Raw genomic sequence first — 24,269 nt, 5'->3', positions numbered from 1 at the left:
GGAAATACCATGATTTCTGTACGCAGATCGATTAATTACAGCAAATCACTAATAGTTTTGGGATTAGCGACAATCTCATTATTTCTCGCACCAACTTCTGCCAAAGCTTTCACCCTAGTCAATAAAACAGGCTTTACCGATACAGATTTTAACCAACTGGTTGATAAAGGAGAATTTAAAGAATTATTTGTCAGCGAAGGTAGGATTGGCGATCGCGGCGGCAGTGCTACCTATGAGTTAAGCATCAACAATGATGTTAAACTAGGAGGCTTACCTGTAGAGCAAAGACAGTTTAATTGGGTTAATGGTCAAGCAGTAGATTTTAGCTTGCAATACACAGGCAGCGTCGTTAATTACATTGTAGGCGGTCAGACTTTGAGCAGTACTGCTTTTAGTGGTCCTGTAAGTGAAATTTTCCTGCGTACCTTTGCCATGAATGATAGCACTGCAACATTAAGTAACTTAGTGTTTGATGGTGTAGGAATCGAAAATTTGTCCTCTTCTGCTACAGGAAGTAACCAAGACGTAGATTATTTCCAAATTAGCAACATATCCACTCCGTTTCTCCTTACAGGTAAAACAACATTAAGCTGGACCGGTGCAACTCCACCTAAAAATTCGCAACTAGCATATCAAATTAAGGTTGGCAATACTCCCAGCCAGAGTGTACCTGAACCTGGAACAGTAGGTGCTATACTCTTGGTAACAATTGCTGGAGTGGTTCGGAGGAAATTAGCCGCAGGCAAAGCGTAACCTAAGTTAAAATACAACGATTGCCAGATCACAGGAACTATCGTTGTGCAACCAGTTGACTTCACAACGCTTACAGCTAGTTGTAGCGAATTGCGTACTTTGATGATACCGTCTCGTTTAGAGCAGGTATATCAGCGCGATCGCCACACTATTGCCATTGCCCTACGCACCATGAAGCAGCGCAGTTGGCTAGAAATTTCATGGCATATCCAAGCAGCCCGGATTTGTATAGGTAATCCACCACCAAGAACCCCAGACACCTTCACCTTTAGCCAACAATTGGTACACCAGTTAGGTGGTTTAGCTCTGGTGGCGATAGAAGCAATCGCTCCGTGGGAACGCGCAATTGATTTGCAATTTGCGCGTCGCCCCGGAGAAAGCGCTTTGTATCACCTGTATGTCGAAATTATGGGCAAGTACAGCAACGTTATTCTTGCCAATGCCAGCAATATAATTATCACAGCCGCTCATCAAGTCAACCAGCAACAAACTAGTGTTCGTCCCATACTCACCGGACAACCTTATGAAAAACCACCCAGTCTCACGGGTGCTATTCCTAGTTTGAGCGAATCTCAACAGCGCTGGCAAGAACGGCTCAGTTTAGTACCAGGAGCAATTAAGCGTCAGGTATTCAAAAGCTATCGCGGCATCTCTTCTTCTTTGATAGAATCAATGCTAATTGCAGCTTCTTTAGATCCAGAAAGCACAACGGATATCACAGCTGAAGATTGGCAAAGATTATTTCAGCGTTGGACGGAATGGCTACAAGCTTTGGAAACTCAAAATTTTCATCCCGGCTGGACAAGTAACGGATATACTGTACTTGGTTGGGGTACTGTTAAACCGGTGCAAAACATTCAAGAATTACTCAACCAGTATTACACAGACCAACTCAATCAACAGGTTTTTGCTCAACTAAGGCATCAGTTGAGTCAGAAACTCAACAATATTTTGGAAAAATTGCGCCAAAAGGCTAATACCTTTCTCACACGCTTACAGCAATCAGATCGAGCCGATGAATATCGGCAAAAAGCTGATTTGCTCATGGCGCACCTGCAACAGTGGCGGGTGGGTATGAAGGAAATTATACTAAATGATTTTGAAACAGGCGCAAATGTGGCGATCGCTTTAGAACCAGATAAAAATGCTGTACAAAATGCCCAAAATCTCTATAAACAAAATCAAAAACTCAAACGCGCTCGCACTGCCGTAGAACCCCTATTAGCATCAGTACAAGCAGAAATTGCTTATTTGGAACAAGTAGAAGCAGCCATAGCGCAAATAGACAGCTATCAGTCAAGCGAAGATTTGCAGACTCTAGAAGAAATTCGTGAAGAACTTGTTCAACAACGATATTTAGAAGATCCTGAATACAAAAGTCGCAGTGCCACCGAAACTAGCAGCAACTTTCATCGTTACCGCACTCCCAGTGGTTTTGAAGTTTTAATCGGGCGCAACAACCGCCAGAACGATCAACTGACGTTTCGTGTTGCTGGGGATTATGACTTGTGGTTTCATGCCCAAGAAATTCCCGGTAGCCATGTACTACTGCGTTTAGAACCAGGGGCTGCACCAGAGTCAGCCGATTTGCAGTATACTGCTAACCTTGCAGCTTACTACAGTCGAGGTCGTCAGAGCGACCAAGTGCCAGTAGTTTACACTCAACCGAAACACGTCTACAAACCCAAAGGTGCTAAACCAGGCATTGCGATTTACAAGCAGGAACGCATTATTTGGGGAAAACCCCATGTGTTGTAGAGACGCCCCGGTGGGGCGTCTTTCGGTGGAATCTGAATTTTTTGCCAAGAAGCAACTTCATGTTGATTAAGGTAACAAGTTTTTTTGATCAAACTTTCTTAAAAATGTGTGTAGGCTGTTACAATATTGTTAAGAAAGATTGCCCTTGCGCTTTGGGAACCGCAATTTGGGTTTAACTCAAACAGAAAAGACAACGTAAAGAGAAATATTTTGCAGACCGGCTTTAACTAGCTGGTCTTTTTTTTAAGATCCCCAACTTCTTAGAGAAGTCGGGGATCTTTGCGTAATTTCCACAGCTATTTTTAACAAGTTTACGCAATCCTTTGTACATTTCATTTTGATTCGATTGGACAAAGTTTGAAGATATTAGACTTTACTCAGGTCTTTTGAAAATTATATATAAAACAGTACTACTTTAATGTTCATAGTACGTGTTTATACTAAATTAACAGAGACAAAAGATATCTTTTCTAAGCTTTTATCCTAAGAATTTGATGTAATTAACTCTGGTTAATTAGTAAAAACAAAGTTTTAGATAAGACTGGCAAAAAAGACTACACAACTACCAGATAAAGATGCGAAGGTAGCAATAGGAAAAAACAAAGGAGAACAAGCGATGTCTACTTTACTAAAAAGCTTATTAACAGGTGCATTATTAACAGTTGTAGCAATTACCAATGCAAGTCAAGCAACAGCCGCGACAATAACAGGTACTCTCACTGCCGACAATCATTACGGACTCTATACAGGTAACAAAGACGGTAGTCTACTCAACTTTATCGGTCGCAACGAGAAAGGACCAAATGGTTCCACTGGTGGATATAATTGGTCTGCTGCGGAAACATGGAAGTTTGATATCAACCCAGGCGACTACATTTACACTGTAGTTTGGGATGATGCAGCGGTAGCAGAATCTTGGATTGGTGAATTTACATTACCAGATGGCAGCAAACTGCTTTCCAATCCCAAAGATTGGGAATACGTCATCTCTAATGGTAAAAATCCAGGTGATTATGGCGATGTTCCCCTGTTGTCAGAATTGCAAACAGAAATCAAGAATGCGAATTGGATTGCATCCACGGCAGTTGGATTCAACGGCATCCAACCTTGGGGTACAATTCAAGGGGTATCTGCTAATGCTCAATTCTTAAACGTCTCTAATCCTAACAGCCAAAATTACACCATTTTCAGAACTCAAGCTCCAGCACTCGCCGCTTCTGTTCCTGAACCTGCTTCTGCTCTTGGTTTACTAGCCTTCGGTGCTATAGCTACTGGATCGGTTATGAAACGCAAATTCAAAACAATACCTTAATTTCTAGCTAAAAAAGCAAAAAACCCGGTAACGCAATTACCGGGTTTTTTAGCTTAGAAACTAAAGGTAGTTCTTAAAGCACCAATCACAACAGCATCGTTGTTCTCATTATGATCTGGTGCTGTGAGCCAGATGACTCCTGGAGTGATGGTGATATTATCTGTAACTTTGTACTGATAAAATGCCTCAACATGATATGAGGTATCCCTGTCTCTACCCAGTGCATTAATGGTTGAACCTGTCACCTTTGGCTCCATGCCCACAATAATACCACCTAAGTTACCTTTTTTACCTAAGTCAGGAAATCCCAAAGTAACTGCCCAGTTCCAAATCTCCGCCTTACCACGGTTAAAAAGTCCTTCCTCTGCAGTTAAATTGCGAGTGTTGGTGTATCCAACCCAACCACCTAAAACAAAATTATCACTGATACCAATTGATGCTTGTAGACCGTAAGAATTACTGATGGTAGCAACGTCCGATTCGTCTTCAACTGTGCCAGGATCTTCTAATTGTTGAGCAGCAATAGAGCGCAGCGATGAACCTAAGTTTGCTCGATTGCTCCCAGTGCCTAATACCTGTTTGTAGGCATTGATGTATGTAAAACCGAAAGTTATGCGATCGCTTGGTTTAAAGGTAAGCTGTGCTAAGGCACCATAGGGACCATTAAACAAACCCGAACCTAGTGACGGATCATTATTAGAACTTGCCAAATACCCCAATGACAGTGCCAATTTATCACCAAACTCTTGGGTGATTCCCAATCCCGCACCATCCATTTGGTAATAAATTGGGTTGCGCGTACCGAAAGTGGAGATTGCACCAAATGAGCCGTCTCCATCAAAGATATTTACTGTATCAGTAAGATCGTCGGCTGCACCTGCATTGGCAATAGCAATCACCTGTGTACTTTTGGTCAAGGGGAATTCGTAATATAGCGCATCAATAGCAGCATTAGTGATACCATCATCACCAGCAAAGAACAAGTTACCCTCGGTCGTGTTGATGTTAGGGCTAAGAATATTATTAGCTTGGATTCTTGTAAATAGAGTATCTTTTCCTGTGAAGCTGGTGACAAACTCTACACGCGCTCTTGCACCAAAAGTTGTATTCTTTTCTTGAATTTCCTCATCGTTGACTATGTCACCCGCCAATACATCGCTAAAGACTGCGACTATTTCCCCTTGAAACTTAGTTGTGGTTGAAAATTGGTTCGCTTGCAATTCAGCAGCTTTTGCTTCTACTACATCTACACGTTGTCGCACTACCGCTAATTCAGAGGCAAATTGTTCTTGTAATCTTTGTAATGTGTCTAAATCTTCTTTTCTCACCAAATCACTTGTGGCTGTGGCTATTAATTCATTGACACGATCGAGACAAGCATTCACACCAGCCGCAAACTCATATCTTGTCAATGCCCGATTACCTCGGTAAGTACCGTTTGGGTAGCCAGCGATACAGCCATAGCGCTCTACCAGTGACTGCAACGCTTGAAATGCCCAATCTGTTGGTTGCACGTCTGATAATTGAGACACTGAGTTCACTTGCGCCATTGGCTGATGAGTATTATTGTCAACATTATCTATTTGACTCAATTGCAGCAATGGTTCAGTCATTTCTGGTGCGGGAGTTTCTCCTGCAACCGCAGCAGCACTGACGACTAGCATTGTGCCGAAAATTACTGGGCTAGCCACCCAAGTTTGCCAAAGTGTATTCATCTTTCTTTCCTCACACTCATAATTGTCCGCACCCACACTGTGCTTGTATAAAAGAAACTTTATTAAAAAGTATTCTCAGTTAATTTATCAGGACTAAGCAAATTATTCCAGAAAAATTTCATAACTCAGTAACGAGAATGAGAATAATTATTATATTGGAGGTAATATAGTTACTATTGTCAAGCTATATGATTTTACATTACTAGGAGGAACAAGAACTGTGAGTACTACTCACACAGAAAGTAGAACAGGCAAAAGAACGACCTTCTTGCCTCTAATCGCTTTACTACTGTTATCAATTGGTACTGGATGTAACGAATCTAATACTGAACGAATAACAACAGAACAATCACCAAAAGCACAGGAAGCGGCTTCTACTCCATCTTCCCAGCCAAGAAAAACCAAAGTGGTAGCAACGTTTTTACCGATATATTGGTTTACGAAAGCGGTAACAGGCGATACAGCAAATGTAGAAATTTTAGTACCACCAGGAACGGAGGTACATGAGTATCAGGCTAAACCAGAGAATGTGAAGGCGATCGCTACTGCTAATGTGGTAGTGAAAAATGGTTTGGGTTTAGAAGAGTTTCTCGAAGACACTGTAAAAAATGCTCAAAATTCTAAGTTGATTGAAATAGATGCCAGCAAGGGTATTCAAACTGTCAAAGAAATTTCACCTGTAGAGAAAGCAGGGAAAAAAGACGAAGAACACGATCACGAACATGGAGAGGGGAATCCTCACATTTGGTTAGATCCGGTTTTAGCAAAACAGCAAGTTACGAATATTCGTGATGGATTGGTAGCAGCATATCCGGCAAATAAAGCTACATATGAAGCAAACGCGGCGGCTTATATCAAGCAATTGGAAAGTTTAGACAGTGAATTTCGGCAAACTTTAGAGAAAACTCCTAACTGTACCTTTGTTACCTTTCATGATGCTTATCCGTATTTAGCTCAGCGGTACAAATTGAAGCAGGTTGCTGTAGTGGAAATACCAGAAGATCAACTTGCACCAGCAGATGTACAAAATGCAGTCAAAGCAGTGAAGAAGTACAAGGTTAAAGCTTTGTTTGGTGAACCAGGAGTAGATAACAAATTGTTGACAAGTCTTTCGTCTGATTTGAAACTAACTTTGCGTACTCTCGATTCTTTGGAAACTGGTGATACCAATCCACAACAATATTTTAAAGCTATGAGAGCTAATTTGCAAACCTTATCATCAGCTTGTAAGTAGCTCATGGCTAATAGCTAATGTTTCAAGCACAATTAGCAGTTAGCAATTAGTTTAAGTACAGACTATTAACTCCTATCAATGACTAATAAAATTCCTGTTTTAAAAGTAGACGGATTGACTGTATACCAAGGCAGTTATCTTGCAGTTCGAGATGTTTCGTTTGAATTGTTTCCGGGAACAAATGTAGCTATAGTTGGTCCTAATGGTGCGGGAAAAAGTACGCTAGTACTAGCAATTTTAGATTTAATTCCGCACAATATAGGAAAGGTGGAAATATTTGGTCGTCCCATCAAACGTTTGGGGCATTTACGTCAACAAATCGGGTACATGCCACAAAATTTTATCTTTGATCGCAGTTTTCCCATTTGTGTTAGTGAACTAGTCGGGTTGGGATGGGTTACCCCCCAAGCTCCCCTTATGAAGAGGGGTTTGGGGGGTGGGGGTGATCACAAGGAAAAGTCAGCCGCTATAGCGAAAGCTTTGCAGCGAACCGATGCCTACCATCTGCGACATCAAGCGATTGGAACTCTTAGTGGTGGTCAACTGAAGCGGGTTTTGCTGGCATACTGTTTGGTAATGCCAAGAAAACTTTTAGTACTAGATGAAGCGTTTGCTGGAGTTGATGTGCAAGGTATGGCAGATTTTTATACCTTGCTCAATCAACTTAAACAGGAGGAGGGTTGGACAGTTTTGCAAGTCTCCCATGATATTGATATGGTGAGCCGCCATTGCGATCGCGTCATTTGTCTCAACCAAACCATAGTTTGCACAGGAGTTCCAGAATTTGCCCTTTCACCGCAAAACCTTCTAGCCACCTATGGTCCTAGCTTCAGTCGCTATCAACACCACCATTAGGGGATGTATGAATTTTCTCCCCCACTCCCAAACTCCTCCACTCCCAAACTCCCCTACTCCCTTTCTTCCCGACTCCCCTACTCCCCCTCTTCTTCCAAATGTTCAGCTACAGCTTGGTAAAGATGCAAAACATGGCTATCATGAAGGCTATAGAAGACATTACGCCCTTGCTTGCGGTAACTTACCAAGCGCATTGCCCGTAAGTTTCGTAGCTGATGGGAAACAGCAGATTCACTCATTTCGAGCACTGCTGCCAAATCGCCGACACAAAGTTCTTTTTTGGCTAAAAGGGAGAGAATACGCAGGCGATTAGCGTCTCCTAAGAAGCTAAAAAATTCTGCCATGCGTTGGGCTTTATCGCTGTTGATGACGTTTTCTAAAAGGGATTGCACTTGGACTTCATTTATATCATGTTCATAATTATACTGATTAATTTTAGTTTTGTGACTAGATTGAGTTATATTACAAGCAACACTATTTTCAATTGACATATTATTTTGTGGACTTTGCTGTTATTACAAAACGAGAGCGAAAACTTATATATTCCAAGTATACTTTAAACAACTATATTAAAAATGACACTTAATCTCAGTAATGATTACCAAGTTATCAGGTTGGCTGTCACAACGGCTAATGACTTGGTGACGTTGCTACAGTTTCCTTTTATGCAACGTGCGCTCCTTGGTGCTTTGTTAATGGGGGTGCTTGGTGGTTTACTCGGCAGCTTTGTTACTTTGAGATCGCTATCATTTTTCAGTCATGCTGTTGGTCATGCAGCATTGGTGGGAGTAGCATTAGGTGTGCTGCTGCAAGTGAATCCGACTTGGATGTTGTTGCCTTTTACTTTAGTTTTTGGTTTGGTTGTCCTTTACTTAATCGATCAAACAGATTTAGCCAGTGATAGTGTTCTAAGCATCGTCCTATCAGGGGCGCTAGCGGTAGGTGTAATTCTTAGTAGCCTAATTCAAGGATATCGCGGTAACTTGATGGGCGTATTGTTTGGCGATATTCTCGCTATTGACCAAACTGATTTGATTTTAACACTGGCTTTGCTGGTGGGCAGCAGCATATTTTTATTGTCAACTATGCGGCAGCAAATTTTGTTAACCCTTAACCCGGCTGTGGCACAAGTTCAAGGTATTCCAGTACAGTTGTATCGCTACAGTTTTGTGGTGTTACTGTCACTTGCCGTTGCTGTGGCAATTAAAGCTGTTGGCGTTTTACTAGTCAACGCCTTTTTGGTGATACCTGCCTCAACAGCCAAATTGATGAGCTACCATTTTAGCCGCTTCTTGATCATGTCAGTGGCGATCGGTTCGGTGAGCAGTGTTTCCGGCATAATAGTATCAGGTCTTTTCAACTTCGCTTCTGGTCCAAGTATTGTTCTTGTCCAGTTCTTAGTTTTTCTCGCTGTTTTCAGTTGGGTGAAGTTGAAGCTGAGGGCAGCATAAAATTTTTTTCTCAGGTACTTGCCAAATCATTTTTTAGTTGCTAACATTAGTAATCGTGGGAATAACCACATATCCCCGCCGGGATAGCTCAGTTGGTAGAGCAGAGGACTGAAAATCCTCGTGTCACCAGTTCAAATCTGGTTCCTGGCATTTAAAAAAGATTAAGCATAAACTCATAAAACCCTTGCTATGCAATGATTACAGGTTACATCTAAGCGTGAAAATTAGTAATCAAGAGGAAAACCGTGACTATGATTTGACTATGAAAGCCGTAGAGGAGAAAATTTCATAGTCAATTTCAGAAGAAATTGGTAAAAAATTTTAGGTATCTTTACTTAAGTTGACTATGATTTGACTATGATAGTTATAGAGCAGAGGAAATCATATTCATATAAGTAATGAACATAGAACAAAAAGCATCCAAAGGTTCAGTTGGCGTAGAATCTTTTCAAGGAAGGCTAAGATTACGCTTACCACGTCAACTTTATGAAGGTAAGCAAAAATATCTAACCTTAAGAATGGCAGATACACTAGAGAATTGGAAACTAGCTGAGGTTAAGGCAAAACAGATTGAGAAAGATATAACTTATGAGCAGTTTGACTATACGCTAGCTAGATACAAGTCTCAAAGCCATTTAACTTTAATTAAACCTACGTTAAAGAGTCAGGAAGAAAGTACCTTAAATGACTTATGGGATATATACACTGTGTACAAAGCTAAAACCTTGAGTGTAACCACCATTAACAAGGATTTTAAGAAAACCAAAAATCACATTGCTAGTTTGCCTACACAAAAACTTTCAGATGCAGTCATAATTAGAAACTTTTTACTCAATAAATTAACTCCTAATGCTGCTAAACGTGTCCTAACTCAGTTAAAAGCTTGTTGTGATTGGGCAATTGACTCTAAGTTAATTACTGATAACCCTTTTGTTGATATGGCTCAGAAAGTGACAGCAGCTGTTAAAGATGAAGAGGATACTATCAACACATTTAATAGAATTGAGGAAGAGCAAATTATTGCTGCATTCAGGCAAAATCGTTATTACAGCCACTATACAAATTATGTTAAGTTTCTTTTCATGACTGGGTGTCGTACCAGCGAGGCAATTGGATTAACTTGGGGTCACATCAATACTAATCTTACATTAATTACCTTCTCCGAGGCAGTAGTAGAAGGGCATCGTAAAGACACCAAGACGAAAAGAAGCCGCAAGTTTCCCATCAACAATTCATTAAGAGAGTTGTTGCTTTCCATTAAACCCAAAGACTATCATCCTGAGTTACCCGTTTTTAAATCACCCAAAGGTGGTTTAATTGATGCTCACAACTTCCTGAATCGTGCTTGGAAAACTATCTTGTCTGAACTAGATATTCCATATCGCCCTCAGTACAATACCAGGCATACATTTATTACAAATTGCTTAGAAGCTGGTGTGAGTGTTGTACAGGTTGCCAAATGGGTAGGAAATTCACCAGAGATAATTATGAAACATTATGCAGGTACAATTAGGCAGGTTCAAGTACCAGAATTTAAAGACTGACTATGTGAGCTATGCCAGGTAATAATTGTAAACAAAAGGAAACTACAATAGCTATTACTTATGAAAAAACTGGTGAATGGCAGTTTTTCACGTTTCCAACATGGGAAGAAGCAAGACTTGCTGTTAATGCAGCTAGAAGAGAAGGTAAGGCAGCAGTTTTCTATGACGGTGCTACTCTTGCTGAACCTCCAGAATCATCTATGCCTCCAGAACCACCTAAGGATTGACTATGATTTGACTATGAATATAAATGAATATGAATGAATCAACTTGATTAGTAGACATTTCAGGCATTATGGCACAGGAGAGAAAAATGAATTGACTTTGTAACCAGTTTCCAGCTTAACAGTGGTTTCTAGACAATGCGAGACAAACATCTAGACAAGTGCTTACCTCGTGGTGAAAGTGAAGCGTAATGGTACTGCTGCTTGTTTACACTGAATTATTACATAAATTGAAAAATGGGAACTGCTACACCACTAACTACTGATATTGCCCAAGGTTCAATTCCTGTCATAAGAAATCAGTGCAGTACACTTCACTTTTAAAATAACATAATATTCGAGACTCGAGCGATCACCTCTAGCTACTGTGCTATCCTAAAACCAAGCCCTTGTGGAAGAAGGACAAGAACTTATTGTCATTGAATCAAAAGGACAGGTGATTGCAGCAGTTATCAGCTATGACGATTTAAAGCGTTTGGAAGCGTGAGAAAATGCAGGAGATGTCGCGGATTTTCGACGTGCAATAACTGAGAGTAATGGCGAGTCTTATTCAGTCGAAGAAGTTATTACTCACTACAACGAACTTCATGGCACAGATTTCACAGTAGAGAATATTCTGGGTGTATGAAAATCTCTAAGATTATCCTAACAGCAACTTTACTATTTCTTGGTTATCATGTAAATGAAGTTAAAGCAGTTCCTGCAGCGAATGAGTGGGGACAAGGCGTAGATTTTGATTCTTACTGTTCACAAAAGTATCCAAATAGTAAAGCTGTTTTAGTAGCCAACAATGCCATAGGCTGGAGATGTAAAGTAGAACAGGATTTACGTTCTTTTGATGTTGCTGATGCTTGCCTGAAAGTCTATGGCGTTCGTAATCCACACGGTTATGGTAAGTACTCAAATCCTTACTCTTGGTTTTGTGGTAAACCCAAGAAGTCAGCAGAATATGTGAAGAAGTAAGGTTCTCCAGATACCCGACAACTCCCACGAAGTCGGGTATCTTGTTTCGAGTGCTCGCCTAATCATCAATTCTATTTATCGTTTTGAGAAGAAAGAATATTTGCTTTTATCTTTGCGCTGGCTTTATTGTTGATATCAAGACAGAAGGAAAACAAATTTTTAATAAGTCGAGAAGAGGTACAACATGAAGTCAGCAAAACAAGTAGGAAACAATCAAGCTCAGCAAAAACCCAATTGTGTACAAGTAAAACAACCAGTTGAGACAGAAGAAAAAATGACTGCTGGACAACGCCTTGCTGATGCGTTAGCATCTAAAGTTGGTTCTTGGTCATTTCTGATTGGACAAACTGGTATTTTGGCAGGTTGGGTTAGTCTAAACTTGATGCCTGGAGTACCGCACTGGGATGAGTCACCATTCATTCTGCTGAACTTAGTATTTTCTTTCGCTTCAGCTTACACTGCACCTATTGTATTAATGAGTCAGAATCGTCAATCTGATATCGATCGCCGCAAAGCTGAAAATAATCATCACATTAATCTCAAAGCTGGGCAAAATATCGAACTACTCCACGAAAAACTTGATGTTTTACAATCCCGGCAAATTGAACAGTTAACTCAAATCGTGATCGAACAGCAACGCTCTCTCCATGAGTTGAAAACTAACTTATTACCATCTTCCTTACCACAACAACAGCAACAAAGTCAAGTAACAGTACCTGCTGCTACTCAAGAGCGGCAATATCTAACTCAAATTAAAATCACTGATGCTGATGGCAAGTATCTTAACAAGTATTCAGTATATTTCCCCTTCAAATCTGAGCAGCAAGTTGGACTAAATAGACAAGAAAATAGTAAGGTTGTTCGTTAAAATTAGCGAGCGCTTCACAAATATCGCTTAAAAGATTGCTCCAGTCAAAGTTGTACCGATTGGAGCTTTCCTGTATGTGATGTAGCAATCCAATCAGGGTTAATTGCCCCCCAAGGCATTGGGGGGTTGGGGGGTTCTAATTACGCTTTCAATGCAAAAATCTTTTCAATTACATCTTCTACCACCTTATCTGGTGTAGAAGCACCAGAAGTAATTCCCACGACTATTTTACCCTCCGGCAACCAGTTTTCTGTAATTTCTAAATTACCATTTAATTGCCGATGTTCAAGGGCATTGATTGACTTAATTCGCTCCACGCTATCAATATGATATGAAGGAATTCCTTTCTCAACTGCAATTTGTTGTAATTGCGTAGTATTTGATGAATTAAATCCACCAATTACTACCATTAAATCTAGCTGCTTTTGCACTAACTCTAACATGGCATCTTGCCTTTCTTGAGTAGCGTCACAAATAGTATTGAAGGTTTGAAAATGCTGATTCAACTCAGTTGGTCCATATTTCTGCAACATGGTATGCTCAAATAGCTTACCAATCTGCTCTGTTTCGCCTTTGAGCATGGTTGTTTGGTTAGCGATGCCAATTCGCTCCAAATCTTTGTCGGGGTCAAATCCAGCGCTGATTGCCTTGGCAAATTTTGCGAGAAATTCGTCACGATTCCCACCATTAAGGATGTAATCAGCAACGTATTTTGCTTCTTGTAAATTTAGCACAATTAGATATTTGCCAGCAAAAGAACTGGTAGCGACTGTTTCTTCGTGCTTATATTTACCATGAATTATTGAAGTGTAATCGCCTTTTTTATGCTTTTCAACTGTGTTCCAAACTTTAGATACCCAAGGACAAGTTGTATCGACAATTTTGCAACCTTTGTCGTTAAGGATCTGCATTTCTTGAACACTTGCGCCAAAGGCTGGTAATATAACGACATCACCAGATTCAACAACAGCAAAATCTTTTTTGCCTGCTTCAACTGGGATAAATCCTACTTGCATTTCTAGCATCCGCTGATTTACAGAAGGATTGTGAATAATCTCATTGGTAATCCAAATGCGTTCAGTAGGGAAGTGCTTGCGTGTTTCATACGCCATTGCAACTGCACGCTCAACACCCCAACAAAAACCAAAGGCTTGTGCCAGCCAGATTGTAACATCTCCTTGGGTCAGGGTATAGTTATTGTTGCGAATTTGCTGAATTAAGTTGCTTTGATACTCAGACTGTAATTGGGTAGCGACTTCTACTTGGTGTCCAAATCCCTTACGATGGTAGTTATCTGAATGTTGGAGCGATCGCTTAAAAGCTTTAGTATCCATGAGTTTTTCCTGCAAAAATTCCCATTTTTCATTTTCTCCCGTAGAGACGCGAAATTTCGCGTTTCTAGATTATTTCGCGTTTCTATTTTCTAGTTCCATTTGACTATACAACTGCAAAGCCGAACTCCAAACTAGATAACCTTGAGAACTCAAGTGTAAACCATCGGTGCTAAGCTCAGGGCGGATTTCACCTTCTCGATTAGTAAACAGGGGATGCAAGTTTAAATATTTGACGCCTTCAAGTGCGGCTATTTGTTGTAATTGCTGATTCAAACGGCGAATACGACTATTTGGCACAGCCAATAGTTTCTCTTTTCCTTCCCAAGTTGCTTTGTTTCCTGCATGAGGCAAAATCGACTGGATGACAATTTGAGTGTTTGGATGCATCCTGCATAAAGAACGCATAATTTGCCGCTGATTGTCTAAAAGTATCTCATCGCTTACCCCTCTAGTGAGGTCATTAATGCCAATCATCACAAAAATTGTTTCTGGATTGGTACGCTCAAATAAGTTTAATCTTTTTAATAGTCCCGCACTGGTTTCTCCAGATATTCCCTGATTTAACCAACTTCTGCCTTCAGGTAATAACTCTATAGGAAACCATAGACTCAGAGAATCGCCTGCCAGTATAGTTAAATGTTGTGGACGTTTAACAGTGGCAACTTTGGCTTCAACTTTCAGGATTTCTACCCACTGCCGATAGCTAAGTTTGTGACGCTGACCTAACTGGGGTGTTACTGTTTGTTGGCTAGGAGACATTGTACCTAAAAAAGCGGTCATCTCTTGCTTTCGCCATAACAGGATGACCGCTAATATTAGTATGCAATTGGTGATTAGGGAGAAAAATATCCAAGTAGGAATGGTTTTTGCAGGAGTAGACACGCTGACAAGGTTAATTTAATTTCACAGATTAGATTTTAAAACGTCAGCGCTCAAAAATGGCAATTGTACAGACGCACCGGTGGGTGGAGACGCCCAACCGGGGCGTCTCTACTTGATGGAAATGCGCTCTCCAAATTCTTCGTTGTATCCTTCTTCTCCGTGTTCGTTAATATCCATACCTTGTAATTCTGCTTCTTCCTTGAGTCGTAAACCAACGGTGGCGTCAAGAATTTTGAGAATTATAAAGGTACCAACTCCGGCGAAAATGTAGGCTACAACGATCGCGATAATTTGGGTAACTAATTGACTAGCGTTACCATACAATAACCCATCTGCACCTGCGGCATTGACTGCTTTGGTAGCAAATATACCTGTGAGAATAGCGCCTATTGTACCACCTACACCATGTACGGGAAATGTATCTAAGGCATCATCAATTTGTATTTTGTGTTTGAAGCTGACGGCGTAGAAGCATACAACAGCGGTAATCGCACCAATTAAGATGGCAGCTACAGGCGTGACAAATCCCGCTGCTGGGGTAATACCCACTAATCCGGCAACTGCTCCTGTGGCTGCACCAACTGCTGTTGGTTTACCGCGCAGTACTTTTTCGAGGATTAGCCACATCAAAGCCCCTGCTGCTGCGCCAGTATTTGTATTTACAAAGGCGGCTGTTGCTAGCCCACCAGAAGCTAAAGCACTACCAGCGTTGAAGCCGAACCAGCCAAACCACAACAAGCCTGCACCAAGTAAGATGAAGGGAACGTTGTGTGGAGGGCTGAGACGATCTGGGTAAGTCTTTCTTGGTTTTAAGACGATCGCTGCTACCAAAGCAGAAATCCCAGAGCTAATATGTACCACTGTACCACCAGCAAAGTCAAGTGCTCCTATACCACCGTACAAGCCCAAAAATCCGCCTTTAGCCCATACCATATGAGCTAGAGGTGAGTAAATAAAAGTTGACCACAGCAGTACAAATAAAGTGTATGCTGTAAAACTCATCCGCTCTGCGATCGCTCCGGAAATTAAAGCTGGGGTGATAATGGCAAACATGGCTTGGTAAATCATGAATGCCTGGTGCGGAATGGTTGGGGCATAGGAAACTATATCGCTATAGTTAGCATCGTTTCGCTTGAGTACATCCTCATAGGGGAAATGGGGTAGATAAGCTGATGTGTCCAACTTTACCTTGGAAGGGTCAATCAAAGCCCAATCCAAACTCCCAATTACCTTACCTAAAGCCGAAAGATTTGGTGCAAAGGCAAGGCTATATCCCCAGAGAATCCAGGTAACACCCACAATTGCCATTAGCACGAAGCTCATCATTAGGGTATTGAGGATGTTGCGCGAGCGCACAAATCCTCCGTAGAAAAACGCTAGCCCTGGTGTCATCAGCAAAACCAGCGCTGATGCCAGCAGCATAAACCCTGTATCTGCTGCTGTTTGAGCATTTGTTACTGCAGCGTTGACATCAACTGGTGCAGCCACGGCACTACCTACGAGTGGTACAGCCAGAAGCAGTAGGGCTGCTGCCCCAATCGTCACAACTTTCTTCAGCACTTCTTTTTTCCTTGCGCACCAACAATTTTGTGTTTAGTGAATAGATTTGAGCAACTTTTGATACTTTAGACGAGAGACGCGCCATGGCACGTCTCTACAATAATTACGGAGTACTAGGCAAATCGCCTTGATGTGAAATTCCTCTAGCGCTAGTTACTTCAGAAAATCCGGTGGCATCAGTTTCTGTGACAAATCCACTGTAAGCTTCCATGCCGTGTTCGCCGATATCTAAGCCTTCGAGTTCTTCTTGTGCAGAAACTCTAATGCCCAAGGTAGCCTTAAGTACTTGCCAGAAGATTGTACTGAGAAGAACAGTTATACCACCAACTGAGAGGACGCCAATCAGTTGAGTGATGAAAGAACCTAAACCACCACCAAAAAATAATCCATGTGGTCCTACTGGCTTACCTGCTAAATCAACCATCCAAGGATATCCACCAGGTCCTACTGCAAAAAGACCTACTGCTAGAGTACCCCAAATGCCACAGACTAAGTGAACTGATATAGCTCCCACTGGATCGTCAATTCTGATTTTGTCAAAGAAGGTGACAGCGAAAACTACCAAAACTCCCGCAACCAATCCAATAATGAAAGCACTAAATAGATTGATGTAAGCACAAGCTGCTGTAACCCCAACTAAACCAGCTAAAATGCCGTTGATAATCATCGACAAATCTGGTTTGCCTAAGTACACCCAAGCTGTAATCATCGCCGCAATTCCACCGACAGCACCAGCCAAGTTAGTTGTCAAAGCAATGTGAGTAATCGCACTAGGATCGGCAGCCATTACTGAACCAGGGTTGAAACCAAACCAGCCCAGCCACAAAATTAAACAGCCTAAGGTGGCAATACTCATATTGTGACCGGGAATGGCAAAGACTTGCCCATCTTGATATTTTCCAATACGTGGTCCTAATAATGCTGCACCCATCAACGCCGCCCAGCCACCAACTGAGTGAACTACCGTAGAACCAGCAAAATCCCAAAAACCTCTGTCTGCTAACCAACCACCACCCCAAATCCAGTGTCCGGTAATGGCGTAGGCAATACCTACAAGCAAGACGCTGAAGATTAAAAAGTCAACAAATTTAATTCGTTCTGCTACTGCTCCAGATACAATCGTAGCGGCTGTTCCGGCAAACACCAATTGGAAAAGAAACTTAGCAGCAAGGGGAACTCCAGCCCAATTGAGCGATCCGAATACACCTTTGTAAGCATCTCCAGTGGCGGGGCTGTTATCTGCTCCTTGAAGGAAAAATCCACTTAATCCAATAAAGTCATTACCATCGCCAAACATTAAGCCAAATCCAATTGCCCAAAAGGCAATGGTAGCTAGCGCAAACACAATCAAGTTTTTCGCTAGGACGTTAACGGCATTTTTTTGCCGACACAAGCCGGTTTCTAACATACAAAAACCAGCATTCATGAAGAATACCAAAAAGGCGGCGATCGCTACCCACAGTGTATCAAGTGCCACCTTTAGATCTGCTGTTGTTGGTCCTGATGAAGCTGGAGTTTGGGCAACTGCTGCATAACCCCACGCTAATACAATTAAACAAGCTAAAGGTATGCACGCTTGCCAACTTGGCGATAACCGTTTAATTCCTACTCCTAGAAGCTGATAAATTGAGTTCTTTTGTGTTGTTGCTAATAATTTTGGTACTCGCCTTCTACTATTCTTTTTCTGCCTAATTTTTTTCATCCTTTCTATCATCCTTAACCCTAAAATTACGTAAATGGACAGCTAGCAGTTTTCACTCAATATTTACCAATCAATTAGAATTGTTATAGCTTTCCAGATATTAGTGTTTTCTTAGACCATTTTAATATTTTCTTAATATTTTATTATTTATGCAGTTTTTGCGCAAGTCAAGTTTACTTTATTGACTCTTTAACGATTCAGCTTTTTATCCATAAATATTAAGGTGTTGTTAATTTATTTTCCCAAAAATTAACTAGTGAAGTATCAAAAAATATTGACAAAATGCTCACTCTAATTTCTGTAACTTAAACTACAGTTTTACACTTTATTCGGCTTGCAGATGTTTTAAATATTGCTCATAGCCTATTTGCTCTAGTTTTGTTTGCTTTGCCATTACCGATTCAGTTAGAGTTTGTCTATACTGTTGCACTTTTTGTTGTAATTCTGGTTGCTGGGTAGCAAGAATTTGTACCGCTAATAATCCAGCATTTTTCGCATTACCTATAGCGACAGTTGCCACTGGTATCCCTGCTGGCATTTGTACTATTGAATACAAAGAGTCAATTCCTTGTAAATGACGGCTGGCTACGGGAACACCAATCACAGGTAAAATAGTCAAAGATGCTACCATTCCCGGTAGATGAGCAGCACCACCTGCACCAGCGATAATCACTTTAAGCCCACGCTCAAGAGCCGACTGGGCATAATCTACCATCCGTTGTGGAGTACGATGAGCGCTCACAATCGCTACCTCAAAAGCAACACCAAATTCTTCACAAATAGCGATCGCACCTTGCATAGTAGGTAAATCGGAATCGCTGCCCATAATAATACCAACAAGAGGTTGAGCCATAAGAAAATTATGAATTATAAATTATGAATTATGAATATTATCAATGCTCGCGTACCCGGTTACAAAGATTTACAGATGCTCTTCATCGATAGTCAGAGCAACATATCACAAATCTTACCAATGGGTACAGTTTTTCAACGAGTTGAGCCACCAGACTTACAAGTATTAGATGTTGCAGGCGATTGGATTTCTTTAGGTGGTGTGGATTTACAAATTAATGGCGCATTGGGATTACCCTTTCCCGAATTAGACGAGAATAATTCTCACAAGTTGGAGCAAATTTGTCAGTTTTTGTGGAATGCGGGAGTAGATGCTTTTTTACCAACCTTAGTGACAACATCAGTAGAAAATATTCAGCGATCGCTTGCAGTCATAGCTGATTATATGGGCAAACAGGAGACAAGAGTTGTAGAGAGGCGATATATCGCCTCTCTCCAGAAGACAGGAGACTCCCGCTCATCAATTTTGGGAGTACATCTAGAAGGACCATTTTTAAATTACCAAAAACGAGGCGCACACCCAGCAGAGTATCTGCTACCACTAACTATTGATGAAGTAAAGCGAGTATTGGGTGATTATGCAACGGTAGTCAAAGTCATTACTTTAGCGCCAGAGTTAGATCCAACTGATGAAGTGATTCCTTACTTGCAGTCTTTAGGCATTACTATTAGTTTAGGACATTCGCAAGCCACAGCCGCCCAAGCGCAACGTGCCTTTTCCTTGGGTGCAACGATGGTAACACATGCCTTCAATGCCATGCCTTCATTACACCACCGTGAACCAGGATTATTAGGCGCAGCAATTACCCATCCTCATGTTATGTGTGGTTTCATCGCTGATGGACAACACGTTTCACCAATCATGTTAGATTTGCTGCTCCGCGCAAGTGGTTACGAACAAGGGCTTTTCCTGGTTAGTGATGCGCTATCACCTCTAGGGTTAGGCGATGGAGTTTATCCTTGGGATAGTCGAGTGATTGAAGTGAACAACGGTACAGCAACATTACCGGATGGAACTTTAGCGGGAACAACAATACCATTATTGGTAGGAGTGCAAAATTTAGTCAAGTGGGGAATATGTGAGGTAGAGGTTGCGATCGCACTAGCTACTGTTGCACCTAGAAGTGTGATCGGTTTACCGGGAATTATACCTCATCAACCCGCCCACCTACTACGTTGGCACTATGATAACACCACCAAACAACTAACGTGGCAAAGAATTTATTAACCCACATCCCCGCATCCCCTTACTCTTCTCTTGGCGTGCTTGGCGTCTTCGCGGTTCCTACACATGGTAATGTTAACGATTGGGAAATGTCAAAATTTAGTATTATGAACGTAGCTGACGATAAAACAATTGTTAAAGATTATTTCAACTCTACAGGCTTTGACCGTTGGAGACGCATTTACGGAGATGGTGAAGTTAACAAAGTTCAGCTAGATATCCGTAATGGGCATCAACAAACGGTGGATACAGTACTAAGCTGGCTCAAAGCTGATAGCAATCTTGCTGGATTGTCAATTTGTGATGCTGGGTGTGGTGTGGGTAGTTTGAGTATACCCTTAGCGGAAGCTGGAGCAAAAGTCTATGCCAGCGATATTTCTGAGAAAATGGTAGAAGAGGCAAAACAAAGAGTGCAAACTGTGGGAGCAGAAAATCCTACTTTTGCTGTACAGGATTTAGAAAACTTAAGTGGTAGCTATCATACCGTTATTTGCCTGGATGTCCTCATTCACTACCCCCAGGATAAAGCGGCGGAGATGATTTCTCACCTTGGCTCTTTGGCACAGTCGCGCATAATTCTTAGTTTTGCGCCCAAAACCTTTGCCCTGAGCTTGCTGAAGAAGATAGGTAGTTTTTTTCCAGGCGCAAGTAAAACGACTCGCGCTTACCTGCACCGTGAGGCTGATGTGGTGAAAATTCTGGAAAGTAACGGCTTTAGTGTACAACGCCAGAATATGACTAAAACCCGCTTCTATTTTTCGAGAATACTGGAAGCAACACGTAAGTAAGGTTAGGATCGCTATCATTGATCAAATATAACGGTGGTATGATGAAGACTGCTGAAAAATTGGCTGCGGGTTGGCTGCTGACACTCGGATTCATGTTTATGACGATATCAGTGTGTGGGGTGATTGATAAAAATTCAATGGAACAGCCTATGCCGTCCTATGGCATAGATAAGCCTCAAGATATGTTCAATAATGATGCTTATGAATTATACGATCTTAATGCTAAGCAAGGTCTGATTTTTGGCGTCCCAACTTTAGTACTAGGCGGATGGTTAACATTGTCATTATACCGTCGCAGTCAGCAGGAGAAAAAGGCACTGAATCAAGAAATGAGCGATCGCCTACAATCTACTTTTTATCGGATGATTCAAGAGAATAATGGGAGGATCACTCTTTTGAGCTTTGCCATGCACTCCGAGCTACCGGCAAAAACTGCAAGACTTTATCTTGATGACAGAGCCAGAGAATTTAATGCTAACTTTAAAGTAAATGAAGACGGGGCAGTATCCTACCATTTTGATGTTTGATGTCTTGTAGAGCGCGAATGGTACTCTATGACGCAAATTTTTTTGAGTATAGCAGCCATCTTAGGCGGTTTGTCTGTTGCGGGCGGAGCTTTTGCATCCCATGCCTTAAGGGAGAAAATCAGCGATCGCTCTTTGGAAATTTTTGAAACTGGTGCTAGATACCAAATGTACCACGCTTTAGCACTTTTGCTTGTGGCACTACTACTCAGTCGTAACCCATCTCCACCACCTACCCTGGTAGCGACTGGATGGTTGTTTATCATTGGTATTACCTTGTTCTCAGGTAGCTTGTATGCGCTGAGCTTAACTGGTGTTAAGACTTTGGGAGCAATTGCGCCACTTGGGGGTGCAGCATTTATTGCCGGTTGGGGTACTTTAGCTGTTGCTGCTTGGAGTTTGAAGTGATGTTCTAAATTCCGTGTAGAGACGCGAAATTTCGCGTCTTTACAATTGGTGTGTTTGCATTTTTATCGGCTGCTGATAAATTTATGAATTATTCAGCAATTTCTCAGCAAAAAAGCTTAAGATTGATAGCTATTGGGAACAAACACCTTTAATATGTGCCGTTTACTTGCCTACCTGGGTTCACCAGTATCTCTCGAACCTTTACTATATCAGCCAGAACACTCACTGATTGTCCAAAGTTATCAACCCAAGGAAATGTTGTCTGGAGTAGTCAATGCTGATGGCTTTGGCATTGGTTGGTACGATTTGCAAAAAGATAGCGAACCATTTACCTACAGAAATACCTTGCCGATTTGGAATGACGTTAATTTACCAAGTTTAAGCCGTTACGTTGCATCAAGTTGTATACTAGGTTACGTTCGCAGTGCTACACCGGGGCAAGCATTAGATTTTAGTAACTGTCAACCCTTCAAATATGAACGTCTGTTATTCATTCACAATGGTCGCATAGACAACTTTCATCAAACAGTATACAGAACAAAACGGACAAAGTTAAGCGATGAGCTATACCAGTATATTAGAGGAACTACAGATTCAGAACATATTTTTGCCTCACTGTTGAACCAATGGTTAGCTAATCCTGGTAAAAGTTTAGAGCAGGCATTACACACAACATTGTTAATGGTGGCAGAATTAGCAGAAACTCATCAAACCTACATGTCAGCCAATGTGGTGATTAGTGATGGCACGAGCCTAATAGCTTCTCGATTTAGCACAAAATCACCTGCTCCTTCTCTTTACTGGAGCGTGAATGAGCCAAGTTTTCCCCAATCCGTAATTATTGCATCCGAACCTTTATTTGCTGGTAATTGGACATCTTTCCCACAAAATAGCATCATCAGTGTAGGAGCTGATTGTGATATCAGAATTGAGCAAATCTAATTTAAAAGCAGAAATTTATTGCGCTTTGCGCCAGTGTCGTCAACAGACACTGGCTTTATTTGAGGGAATTGATGAAGCTACCTTCTGTCGTCAGGCTCATCCTGATTTTAGTCCAGTAGGTTGGCATTTGGGACATATAGCTTACACAGAATCCTTGTGGTTACTTGAACGTTGTGCTGATTTACCTTGTTTGTTTCCTCAATATCGTAAGTTATTTGCAGCCGATGGTTTACCAAAAAATCAGCGTGTCAAATTACCAAATTTAGAAGAAATCCGCTATTACCTAGATACAGTTAGAGACAAAGTTTTGTTCTATTTGGAAGAAGCGAATCTAGAGCAACTGGAAAAACTCTTACGCTTCTTATTACAACATGAAAGCCAACACAGCGAGATTATTACTTTTATTTTGGAATTGGGGAGACAGGAGTCAGAAGTCAGGAGTCAGGAGTCAGGAGTCAGGAGTCAGGAGTTATTTATTCTCCCTCACTCCCCCATTCCCCCACTCCCCTGCGAAATGATTGAAATCCCCGCAGGAGAATTTGAGATGGGTGATGACTCAATTGATGCTTTGGATAACGAGCGTCCCAAATATAAAGTATATTTAGATACGTACTACATTGACCCTTATCCTGTGACTTGTGGGCAGTATCAAGCATTCATGGAGGCTGGAGGATATCAAAATCATTTATTATGGTCAGAAGCAGGTTGGGAATGGTTGCAAAATGAAAAGGTGAGGCAACCTCTGTATTGGTACGATCATCCAGGATGGAATAATCACCCTGTTTGTGGTGTCAGTTATTATGAAGCAGAAGCATACGCACGATTTGTTGGTAAGCGATTACCTACAGAAGCCGAGTGGGAAAAAGCTGCTAGTTGGGATGCACAAGCTATGCATCGACGCATCTATCCTTGGGGTGATAGCAAACCAACTCGCAATCATTGTAATATTTCTCTACATAACAAAATAGGGAAGACAACTCCTGTAGATGCTTATCCTGCCGGAAAAAGTCCCTATGGTTTATATGATGCGCTAGGAAATGTATGGGAGTGGACTGCTTGTTGGTTTGATGGATATTCTGGTTTCCAAAGTTACCCTTACATTGGGTATTCACAAGTCTATTTTGACAACCAGCACCGCGTTTTAAAAGGTGGTAGCTGGGCAACTGGTATTTGGACACTACGTTGTAGTTTTCGCAACTGGTATTATCCTAGTGTGCGCCAAATTTTGGCGGGGTTTCGTTGTGCCTGTGGTTAATAGGATGGAAACGCTCTGGGGGAGCGTCTCTACGAAATCTACCAGATTTAATTAAAAAATCAAACAAGTAACCATACTGTTGGATTAATCTAGCTCAAGCGTGATGTGATGAGTCAAAGC

General features: G+C 41.4%; 23 protein-coding genes and 1 tRNA gene. 17 read left to right on the top strand and 7 right to left on the bottom strand.

The genetic code is table 11. The features are described from left to right. Positions 1-9 precede the first annotated feature (9 nt). From ICL16_RS06080 to ICL16_RS06070, 3 genes are all read left to right on the top strand, one after another. On the top strand, positions 10-753 hold the full coding sequence (locus tag ICL16_RS06080) for a choice-of-anchor W domain-containing protein (RefSeq protein WP_190825966.1): 744 nt from the start codon (positions 10-12) through the stop codon (positions 751-753). Positions 754-798: 45 nt separating this feature from the next. Next, on the top strand, positions 799-2,511 hold the full coding sequence (locus ICL16_RS06075; protein WP_190825965.1) for an NFACT RNA binding domain-containing protein: 1,713 nt from the start codon (positions 799-801) through the stop codon (positions 2,509-2,511). 616 nt (positions 2,512-3,127) lie between these two features. After that, the gene (locus ICL16_RS06070) at positions 3,128-3,823 is read left to right on the top strand and encodes a PEP-CTERM sorting domain-containing protein (protein ID WP_190825964.1); all 696 of its coding nucleotides are present in this window, start codon (positions 3,128-3,130) and stop codon (positions 3,821-3,823) included. Between the two features lie 53 nt (positions 3,824-3,876). On the opposite strand, the gene ICL16_RS06065 is transcribed toward ICL16_RS06070, so the two are convergent. Beyond that, entirely contained in the window at positions 3,877-5,538 is a 1,662-nt protein-coding gene (locus ICL16_RS06065; RefSeq protein ID WP_190825963.1) for an iron uptake porin, read from the bottom strand. A 268-nt stretch (positions 5,539-5,806) separates the two neighbouring features. Here ICL16_RS06065 and ICL16_RS06060 point away from each other — a divergent pair, with 268 nt between their 5' ends. Both ICL16_RS06060 and ICL16_RS06055 read left to right on the top strand, forming a co-directional pair. Beyond that, a complete protein-coding gene (locus ICL16_RS06060; RefSeq protein WP_420485256.1) occupies positions 5,807-6,772 on the top strand; it encodes a metal ABC transporter solute-binding protein, Zn/Mn family in 966 nt (321 codons plus the stop codon). Positions 6,773-6,850: 78 nt separating this feature from the next. Next, a complete protein-coding gene (locus tag ICL16_RS06055; RefSeq protein WP_190825961.1) occupies positions 6,851-7,627 on the top strand; it encodes a metal ABC transporter ATP-binding protein in 777 nt (258 codons plus the stop codon). Positions 7,628-7,704: 77 nt separating this feature from the next. Here the strand turns inward: ICL16_RS06055 and ICL16_RS06050 are convergent, their stop codons facing one another. Beyond that, positions 7,705-8,118: an ArsR/SmtB family transcription factor gene (locus ICL16_RS06050; protein ID WP_190825960.1), complete on the bottom strand. Its 414-nt coding sequence runs from the start codon at positions 8,116-8,118 to the stop codon at positions 7,705-7,707. Positions 8,119-8,202: 84 nt separating this feature from the next. Between ICL16_RS06050 and ICL16_RS06045 the strand changes: the two genes are divergently transcribed. The 6 genes from ICL16_RS06045 (at position 8,203) to ICL16_RS06015 (ending at position 12,677) form a co-directional block, all read left to right on the top strand. Further along, complete coding sequence (locus ICL16_RS06045) at positions 8,203-9,078, top strand: metal ABC transporter permease (protein ID WP_190825959.1); 876 nt, start codon at positions 8,203-8,205, stop codon at positions 9,076-9,078. 77 nt (positions 9,079-9,155) lie between these two features. Continuing rightward, a tRNA-Phe gene (locus ICL16_RS06040) sits at positions 9,156-9,228 on the top strand. A gap of 248 nt (positions 9,229-9,476) precedes the next feature. Beyond that, a complete protein-coding gene (locus ICL16_RS06035) occupies positions 9,477-10,622 on the top strand; it encodes a tyrosine-type recombinase/integrase (RefSeq protein WP_190825958.1) in 1,146 nt (381 codons plus the stop codon). Between the two features lie 11 nt (positions 10,623-10,633). Next, a complete protein-coding gene (locus ICL16_RS06030) occupies positions 10,634-10,849 on the top strand; it encodes a hypothetical protein (RefSeq protein ID WP_190825957.1) in 216 nt (71 codons plus the stop codon). 621 nt (positions 10,850-11,470) lie between these two features. Beyond that, positions 11,471-11,809, top strand: a complete 339-nt coding sequence (locus tag ICL16_RS06020; RefSeq protein ID WP_190825956.1) for a hypothetical protein — start codon at positions 11,471-11,473, stop codon at positions 11,807-11,809. A 184-nt stretch (positions 11,810-11,993) separates the two neighbouring features. Beyond that, the gene (locus tag ICL16_RS06015) at positions 11,994-12,677 is read left to right on the top strand and encodes a DUF1003 domain-containing protein (RefSeq protein WP_190825955.1); all 684 of its coding nucleotides are present in this window, start codon (positions 11,994-11,996) and stop codon (positions 12,675-12,677) included. Between the two features lie 140 nt (positions 12,678-12,817). Here ICL16_RS06015 and ICL16_RS06010 read toward each other — a convergent pair whose 3' ends face one another. The 5 genes from ICL16_RS06010 to purE all read right to left on the bottom strand — a co-directional run bounded on the left by ICL16_RS06010 (position 12,818) and on the right by purE (position 19,008). Beyond that, positions 12,818-14,011, bottom strand: coding sequence for a 4-hydroxy-3-methylbut-2-enyl diphosphate reductase (locus ICL16_RS06010; RefSeq protein WP_190825954.1), 1,194 nt, complete (start codon positions 14,009-14,011; stop codon positions 12,818-12,820). Positions 14,012-14,080: 69 nt separating this feature from the next. Next, complete coding sequence (locus tag ICL16_RS06005) at positions 14,081-14,893, bottom strand: GDSL-type esterase/lipase family protein (protein WP_190825953.1); 813 nt, start codon at positions 14,891-14,893, stop codon at positions 14,081-14,083. Positions 14,894-15,001: 108 nt separating this feature from the next. Further along, positions 15,002-16,453 (bottom strand): ammonium transporter, encoded by a 1,452-nt coding sequence (locus ICL16_RS06000; RefSeq protein ID WP_190825952.1) that lies wholly within the window; start codon positions 16,451-16,453, stop codon positions 15,002-15,004. 103 nt (positions 16,454-16,556) lie between these two features. Next, positions 16,557-18,155 carry an ammonium transporter gene (locus ICL16_RS05995; protein WP_238360617.1) on the bottom strand — a complete coding sequence of 533 codons (1,599 nt, stop codon included), beginning with the start codon at positions 18,153-18,155 and terminating at the stop codon, positions 16,557-16,559. Between the two features lie 325 nt (positions 18,156-18,480). After that, positions 18,481-19,008, bottom strand: coding sequence for a 5-(carboxyamino)imidazole ribonucleotide mutase (purE, locus tag ICL16_RS05990; RefSeq protein ID WP_190825950.1), 528 nt, complete (start codon positions 19,006-19,008; stop codon positions 18,481-18,483). A gap of 30 nt (positions 19,009-19,038) precedes the next feature. Here purE and nagA point away from each other — a divergent pair, with 30 nt between their 5' ends. From nagA to egtB, 6 genes are all read left to right on the top strand, one after another. Continuing rightward, complete coding sequence (nagA, locus tag ICL16_RS05985; RefSeq protein WP_190825949.1) at positions 19,039-20,235, top strand: N-acetylglucosamine-6-phosphate deacetylase; 1,197 nt, start codon at positions 19,039-19,041, stop codon at positions 20,233-20,235. A 104-nt stretch (positions 20,236-20,339) separates the two neighbouring features. Continuing rightward, a complete protein-coding gene (gene bchM, locus ICL16_RS05980; protein ID WP_190826047.1) occupies positions 20,340-21,020 on the top strand; it encodes a magnesium protoporphyrin IX methyltransferase in 681 nt (226 codons plus the stop codon). A 41-nt stretch (positions 21,021-21,061) separates the two neighbouring features. Beyond that, positions 21,062-21,547, top strand: coding sequence for a hypothetical protein (locus tag ICL16_RS05975; RefSeq protein ID WP_190826046.1), 486 nt, complete (start codon positions 21,062-21,064; stop codon positions 21,545-21,547). Between the two features lie 27 nt (positions 21,548-21,574). Next, complete coding sequence (locus ICL16_RS05970) at positions 21,575-21,952, top strand: DUF423 domain-containing protein (RefSeq protein ID WP_190825948.1); 378 nt, start codon at positions 21,575-21,577, stop codon at positions 21,950-21,952. A gap of 153 nt (positions 21,953-22,105) precedes the next feature. Further along, positions 22,106-22,894 carry an ergothioneine biosynthesis protein EgtC gene (gene egtC / locus ICL16_RS05965; RefSeq protein WP_190825947.1) on the top strand — a complete coding sequence of 263 codons (789 nt, stop codon included), beginning with the start codon at positions 22,106-22,108 and terminating at the stop codon, positions 22,892-22,894. After that, positions 22,869-24,149, top strand: coding sequence for an ergothioneine biosynthesis protein EgtB (gene egtB / locus ICL16_RS05960; protein ID WP_190825946.1), 1,281 nt, complete (start codon positions 22,869-22,871; stop codon positions 24,147-24,149). The genes egtC and egtB overlap by 26 nt, the downstream gene beginning before the upstream one ends. Positions 24,150-24,269: the final 120 nt, after the last annotated feature.

The organism is Iningainema tapete BLCC-T55 (genome assembly GCF_014698965.1).
GTDB lineage: Bacteria > Cyanobacteriota > Cyanobacteriia > Cyanobacteriales > Nostocaceae > Iningainema > Iningainema tapete.
Note: the sequence above shows the minus strand (reverse complement) of the source record. Positions and strands in the feature narration are given on the sequence as shown.